This is a genomic window from Nesterenkonia sp. PF2B19, assembly GCF_001758425.2.
GTDB lineage: Bacteria > Actinomycetota > Actinomycetes > Actinomycetales > Micrococcaceae > Nesterenkonia > Nesterenkonia aethiopica.
The window spans coordinates 106,709-113,596 of sequence record NZ_MDSS02000004.1 but is presented as its reverse complement, the minus strand read 5'-3'; the positions used below and the strand labels follow the sequence as shown (position 1 = coordinate 113,596).

The 6,888-nt window shown below is 69.4% G+C and carries 7 protein-coding genes; 6 read left to right on the top strand and 1 reads right to left on the bottom strand.

All coding sequences use genetic code 11. The features are described from left to right. The 6 genes from BCY76_RS02275 to fabF form a co-directional block, all read left to right on the top strand. Window positions 1-514, top strand: a 514-nt coding sequence (locus BCY76_RS02275) for a transketolase-like TK C-terminal-containing protein (RefSeq protein WP_442935339.1), incomplete at its 5' end; no start/stop codon positions are given. Between the two features lie 235 nt (window positions 515-749). Beyond that, window positions 750-1,925: a PucR family transcriptional regulator gene (locus BCY76_RS02270; protein WP_070161427.1), complete on the top strand. Its 1,176-nt coding sequence runs from the start codon at window positions 750-752 to the stop codon at window positions 1,923-1,925. 117 nt (window positions 1,926-2,042) lie between these two features. Further along, the gene (locus BCY76_RS02265) at window positions 2,043-2,966 is read left to right on the top strand and encodes an ACP S-malonyltransferase (protein ID WP_085437109.1); all 924 of its coding nucleotides are present in this window, start codon (window positions 2,043-2,045) and stop codon (window positions 2,964-2,966) included. A gap of 136 nt (window positions 2,967-3,102) precedes the next feature. Then, window positions 3,103-4,107, top strand: coding sequence for a beta-ketoacyl-ACP synthase III (locus BCY76_RS02260; RefSeq protein WP_085437112.1), 1,005 nt, complete (start codon window positions 3,103-3,105; stop codon window positions 4,105-4,107). Between the two features lie 144 nt (window positions 4,108-4,251). After that, on the top strand, window positions 4,252-4,497 hold the full coding sequence (locus BCY76_RS02255) for an acyl carrier protein (RefSeq protein ID WP_070161425.1): 246 nt from the start codon (window positions 4,252-4,254) through the stop codon (window positions 4,495-4,497). A gap of 120 nt (window positions 4,498-4,617) precedes the next feature. After that, entirely contained in the window at window positions 4,618-5,862 is a 1,245-nt protein-coding gene (gene fabF, locus BCY76_RS02250) for a beta-ketoacyl-ACP synthase II (RefSeq protein WP_085437108.1), read from the top strand. Between the two features lie 229 nt (window positions 5,863-6,091). On the opposite strand, the gene BCY76_RS02245 is transcribed toward fabF, so the two are convergent. Continuing rightward, window positions 6,092-6,595, bottom strand: coding sequence for a DUF3145 domain-containing protein (locus BCY76_RS02245; RefSeq protein ID WP_070161423.1), 504 nt, complete (start codon window positions 6,593-6,595; stop codon window positions 6,092-6,094). Window positions 6,596-6,888 lie beyond the last annotated feature (293 nt).

Below are 6,888 nucleotides of genomic sequence, written 5' to 3'. Positions count from 1 at the left end.
TGCTCCGGTGGTGCAGCTGATGGCTTCTGGGGTCGCGGTGCCCTGGGCGTTGGAGGCCCAGCGGCTGCTGGCCGCTGATTGGGGGGTGGCTGCTGATGTGTGGTCAGTGACCTCGTGGAACGAGCTGCGTCGTGAAGCACTGGCGGTACAGGCTTCTGCGATGCTGGATCCATCTCGAGAGCCGCAGACCCCGTTCATCACTGAACAGCTGGCCGGGGCTTCGGGTCCAGTGATCGCGACCACGGATTACTCCACGCAGGTCCCGGACCAGATCCGGCAGTTCATCCCGAACAGGTTCGCGACTCTAGGGGCAGATGATTTCGGGTTCTCGGATACCCGGGCTGCTGCGCGTCGGCATTTCCGTATTGATGCTCATTCCATGGTCATCCGTGCTCTGCAGATGCTGGCCGAAGAGAACACCCTGGACCCAGGCCTGGCTGAGGAAGCGATCGAGAAGTACCAGCTCTCTGATCCCAATGCTGGGACCTCGGGGTCCACAGGAGGCGATGCCTGAGCCCAGGACCAACACCTGGGCTGAGGACCATCGCCTGGGCTGAGGACCGAGGACACGGAGGCACGCCGCCGAGGCTGACGTCCCCACAGGTCCGTCCCGCAGATCAGGGGCCGCGCGACCGCACACCGGTCGAGCGGCCCCTGATCTGTGTTCGGCTCCGGGCCCGTCGACGCCTGTTTTTGTAGGAGAGGCACAACTGGCCGGTCACATCCCTGACCGACTAGGCTCAGGGCCCATGACCGCCTCCGCCCCTCAGCTGCCTCCGCCCGCCCGGGTCTCCGAGGCTTCCCTGGAGGTCCTGCGGCGGCACACCGACCACCTCACCACGGCGGTGAACCTCCACCTGGAGGGCACGCTGCCCTGGTACCGGCAGCTCACCACCGACGAGCGCGCCTCCCTGCGGCTGATCGCCCAGCGCGGCATCCTCGGCCTGGTCAACTGGCTGGACAACCCGCAGACACGTTCCCTGCCCCTGGTCAACGAGCTCCTCGGCTCCGCGCCGCAGGACCTCATGCGGACCATCTCGCTCCAGCGTGCCCTGCAGCTGATCCGCACGATCGTCGAAGCGGTGGAGCATCGGCTCCCCGGCCTGGTGCCCGCCGACGATCAGCAGGGCATGCTCGAAGCCGTGCTGCGCTATTCGCGCGAGGTGGCCTTCGCCATCGCCGACGTCTACGCCCGTGCCGCCGAGTCCCGCGGCGCCTGGGACTCGCGCCTGGAGGCCCTGCTCGTCGACGCCGTGCTGCGCGGTGAGGCCGGAGAGCAGATCGCCTCCCGTGCCTCCGCCGTCGGCTGGCGCAGCTCGTCGGGAGTCGTGGTCGTGGTCGGACCCGCGCCCGACCAGGCGGACGCCGCCTTCATGAGCCACCTGAGGCGGCAGTGCGTGCGCTTCGCGGCGGATGCGGTGGTCGGCGTCCAGGGCGACAGGCTGGTCCTGCTGCTCGGCGGCGTGACCGACCTCGATGGGGGTCTGGAACGCATCATGTCCAGCTTCGGCGAGGGGCACGTGGTCTACTCGCGCATCTCCGGCTCCATCGAGCAGGCGCATCGCTGCGCCCAGGCCGCCTACTCCGGACACAGCGCCGCCCCGGCCTGGACCCTGGCCCCGAATCCGGTGGCTGCCGACGACCTCCTCCCGGAACGTGCGCTGGCCGGGGACGACACGGCCCGGCAGATGCTCCGCGAGGCGACCTTCGTGCCGTTGGCCGCTGCCGGCAACGGTCTGCTCGAGACCGTGACGGCATACATCAGCGCCGGCCGGTCGCTGGAGGGGACGGCCCGCGCGCTCTACGTCCACCCGAACACCGTGCGGTATCGGCTCCGCCGCGTCACAGAAATCACGGGCTGGGACCCGACGGAGCCGCGCGACGCGTACGTGCTGCAGACCGCTCTGGCCGTCGGACGCCTGTAGACTCGTCCTGGCCTCGGGTTTGTAGAGACCCCACAAAGGTCCCCGGAGAGCTTGGTCCACCCATGCCCCGCTCCGAGCAGCTGCGATATGGAAGGTTGGTAGTGTGCTAGCGATCATCTGCCCTGGACAGGCTCCCAGTCCTCCGGCTTCCTCTCGCCGTGGCTCGAGGACGACTCCGCCCGCGAGACGCTGCAGGAATGGTCGGAGGTCGCGGAGACCGACCTGGTCCTCCACGGCACCCAGTCCGACGAGGACACCATCCGCGACACCGCACTCGCCCAGCCCCTCATCGTCGCCGCGTCTCTTCTGTCGGCGCGCGCCCTGGGCCTGACCCCCGGTCACACCACCGAGGCTGTGGACACCGACCAGCTGCTCTTCGCCGGCCACTCCGTCGGTGAGGTGCCGGCCGCCGCCCTGGCCGGAGTGCTCAGCGCGGATCAGGCGCTGCGCCTGATCCGAGTCCGCGAGCAGGCATGGCGCAGGCGGCCGCCGCGGAGGCGACCTCCATGGCGGCGGTGCTCGGCGGCGTCGTGGACCAGGGTGCGTGAGAGCATCGAGGCCCACGGCCTGACCGCCGCCAACGCCAACGGCCCCGGACAGATCGTGGCAGCCGGCACGGCCGACCGGATCGCGGCCCTGGAGGCTGAGCCCCCGGCCCGCGCCCGGGTGATCCCGCTGAAGGTGGCCGGCGCCTTCCACACCCAGCACATGGCCCCCGCCCAGGAGACTCTGGCCGCCGCCGTGGCGGACTTCTCGGTGCAGGACCCGATGGCACGTCTGCTCTCCAACCGCGACGGCCAGGCCGTCGCATCCGGGGGCGAAGTCCTGGACCGACTCGTGGAACAGGTCACACGTCCCGTGCGGTGGGACCTGTGCATGGAGTCCATGAAGGCCGCCGGCGTCACCGGTGTGCTGGAGCTTCTTCCCGGCGGCACTCTCACCGGGCTCGCCAAGCGCGGCCTCAAGGGTGTGGCCGCTCTGGCCGTCAAGTCCCCCGACGACCTCGACGCCGCCCGGACGTTCGTCGCCGACCACGCCTGAGCCCCACTCACCGTCCGATGCGCCGAGCCGCGCCCCGATCCCCGCAGCTGCCCTCCGGCAGCGCCGATTCACAGCAAGGACAGCTTCCGTGACAGCCACACTCAATCAGACCGAGACCGTCGCCGGCACCCAGGTGATGGGCATGGGCGCCTACCGCCCGGATGTCATCGTCGACAACGAGCAGATCTGCCAGTGGATCGACTCCTCCGACGAATGGATCCGCCAGCGCACCGGAATCCGAACCCGCCACCGTGCGGCCGCGGACGTCTCCGTGGTGGACATGGCAGAGGGCGCGGCCCGGGAAGCCCTGGAGAAGGCCGGACTCACCGGCGAGGACGTCGGCGCCGTCATCGTCGCCACCGTCACGCACCCCTATCAGACGCCCTCAGCGGCCGCCGCGGTCGCCCACCGGATCGGCTCCACCCCGGCGGCGGCCTTCGACATCTCCGCGGCCTGCGCCGGATACTGCTACGGCATCGCCCAGGCCGACTCCTTCGTCCGCTCCGGACTCGCGAAGCATGTCCTGGTGATCGGCGTCGAGAAGCTCTCCGACGTGATCGACAACCATGAGCGCAGCATCTCCTTCCTCCTGGGAGACGGTGCCGGCGCGGCCGTCGTCGGCCCGGCCGAGACGCCGGGCATCTCCCCCAGCCTGTTGGGCTCCAACGGCGAGAAGTGGGACTCCGTGTCGATGAACGGTTCGCTGATCCCGCTGCGCGACGCACTGGCGCGAGCTCGGGAGACCGGCGACGCCGGTGAGCTGCTGGATCCGGAGACCACCCTCTGGCCCACTCTGCGGCAGGACGGACCGACCGTCTTCCGGTGGGCCGTCTGGGAGATGGCCAAGACCGCGCAGAAGGCCCTCGACGCCGCGGGCATCACGGCCGAGGATCTCGCCGCCTTCGTGCCGCACCAGGCCAACATCCGGATCATCGACGAGATGGTCAAGCAGCTCAAGCTCCCGGAGCACGTGCTCGTCGGACGCGACATCGCCGATGCGGGAAACACCTCCGCCGCGTCCATCCCGCTGGCCGCCCACCGGCTGCTGGAGGAGAACCCCGAGCTCTCCGGCGGGCTGTGCCTGCAGATCGGCTTCGGCGCCGGGCTCGTCTACGGCGCCCAGGTCGTCCGCCTGCCCTGACCCGGGCGCGGAGGACCACCACAGATGTCCTGGTCGAGGCGTCGCACAGCCGCCCGGCCAGGCCGACAGCGTCAGGGACACCTGAGGCACACACCAGAACACCGTACGAGCGACTCGTACGACCGAACAGAAGGGAGCAGCCCCGTGGCTGACAAGAACGAGATCCTCGCCGGCCTGGCTGAGATCGTCAACGAGGAGACCGGACTGGAGACCGAAGAGGTCCAGCTGGAGAAGTCCTTCACGGAGGACCTGGACATCGACTCGATCTCGATGATGACCATCGTGGTCAACGCCGAAGAGAAGTTCGACGTGAAGATCCCCGACGAAGAGGTCAAGAACCTCTCCACCGTCGGCGACGCCGTCACCTTCATCGCCGACGCCAAGGGCTGACCTGCCCGGCCTCAGTGTCCGGGGAGCGGGCAGGCGCCGCAGGTCCCGACGATCTCGGGCCGTGCGCCGGCCCGTTCCCGACTGAAGACCCACCATCCACCACTGACCAGAGGTAGATCCATGACACGCCGTCTCGTCATCACCGGCCTCGGCGCCACCACACCCATCGGCGGCGACGTGCCGACCCTGTGGAAGAACGCATTGACCGGCACGCCGGGCGCCAAGACCCTCGAGCACGACTGGGTCGAGCAGTACCAGCTCCCCGTCACCTTCGCAGCCGAGGTCCAGGTCGAGCCCGCGGAAGTGCTCGCCCGGCCCGAGACCCGGCGCATGGACCGCTCCACGCAGCTGGGCATGGTCGCCTCCCGTCAGGCGTGGAAGGATGCCGGCCTGGATGAGGCCGACGTCGATCCAGAACGCCTCGGGGTGTCCTTCGCCACCGGTATCGGAGGTGTGTGGACCCTGCTCGACTCGTGGGACACCCTGCGTGAACGCGGGCCTCGCCGCGTGATGCCCATGACCGTGCCGATGCTGATGCCCAACGGCGCCGCCGGGGCCATCAGCCTGGACTTGGGCGCCCGGGCCGGCGCTCGGACCGCCGTTTCGGCCTGCGCCTCGGGCACCGAAGCCCTGGAGATGGCCATCCGGATGCTGCGGGAGGGCGAGGCCGACGTCGTCATGGCCGGCGGCACCGAGGCCGCCATCCACCCGCTTCCGCTGGCGGCGTTCTCCTCGATGCAGGCGCTCTCCCGCCGGAACGACGACCCTGCCGCGGCGTCTCGCCCCTACGACGTCGACCGCGATGGCTTCGTCATGGGTGAAGGCGCCGGTGCCCTGGTGGTGGAGACCGAGGAGCATGCCAAGGCCCGTGGCGCCACCATCTATGCCGAACTGGCCGGAGCCGCCGTCACCTCTGACGCTCACCACATCACCGCACCCGACCCGGAGGCCATGGGGGCTACTCGGGCACTGCGCAAGGCGCTGGCCGACGCAGGCGCCTCGGTGGAGGACGTCACGCATGTCAACGCCCACGCCACCTCGACGCCGGTCGGCGACAAGCCGGAGTACACGGCGCTGAAGTCGGCCCTGGGGGATCGCCTCGACGAGGTCTGCGTCTCGGCGACCAAGTCCCAGACCGGTCACCTGCTGGGCGCCGCTGGTGCCGTGGAGTCCCTGCTCACCGTGTTGGCTCTCCACGACCGCAAGGCCGCCGTCACCATCAACCTCGAGAACCAGGACCCGGACATGCCGCTGGACGTGGTCACCGGGCAGGCGCGTGAACTGCCGGCCGGCGATCAGGTCGCCCTGTGCAACTCCTTCGGCTTCGGCGGGCACAATTCGGTGGTGGCGTTCCGCACCGTCTGATCGCAGTCTCGGCTCCGATCGTTCTCTGAGCGTTCCCCACCGGGGATCTCGCAGGACGTGCGAAGGGCGGTCTGCCCGGGATCTGCTGATCCTGGACAGACCGCCCTTCTGTCACGCTGTGGGAAGCGGTGCCGCGTGGGAAGCGATCGCCCGAAGGCGATTCAGCGGCAGGTTCAGACGTCGGCGGTGGACGGAGGAGGGCTCCACCGGACCGACAGGCGTCAGCCGATCAGCCGACGCGGTGCAGCCATCGCACCGGTGCGCCCTCGGCCGCGTGGCGGAAGGGGTCCAGCTCCTCGTCCCAGGCCTCGCCCAGGGCCAGCGAGAGCTCCTGATAGACCACAGAGGGGTCGCCGGCCCCCATCTCATAGGCATAGCGGATCCGGTCCTCGGAGACCAGGATGTTGCCGTGGACGTCGGTGGTGGCGTGAAAGATCCCGAGTTCCGGAGTGTGGGACCAGCGGCTGCCGTCACAGCCCGGGCTGGGGTCCTCCGTGACTTCGAAGCGCAGCTGCGCCAGGCTCCGCAGGGTGGAGGCCAACGTGGCTCCGACCCCCTGGGTGCCGCGCCAGCTCAGCTCGGCGCGGAACGTGCCGGGCGAGGCGGGCTGGGGCTCCCACTGGAAGTCCACTCGCGCATCCACCACTGACGACACCGCCCATTCGACATGCGGGCAGAGCGCAGCAGGCGCCGAGTGGATGTGCAGGACACCCCGGGCCGTGTGTGCAGACATATCCATCCTCCGTTGTGCTGTTGGTACGTCTTCCCCTACGACCGACAGCGCGGCACCGGATGGGTGCATCTGCAGTATGAAGCTGTGACTCGACAATTGTGCATGAGCGATGACTCATCTGCCAAGTGGAGTCACAGCCGACCGAACGCCTGCGCTCTGACGAACGCCGGCCGAGCGGCCTGGACTCCGTGGACAGCTTAACAGGTGAGCGTGCGCCGCGACACCATCTGTGAGGGCTGTGTCTCGTCACCCCTCGTCCCGGTCACCTGTGGCGGGCGCTCACGCTCCCGCAG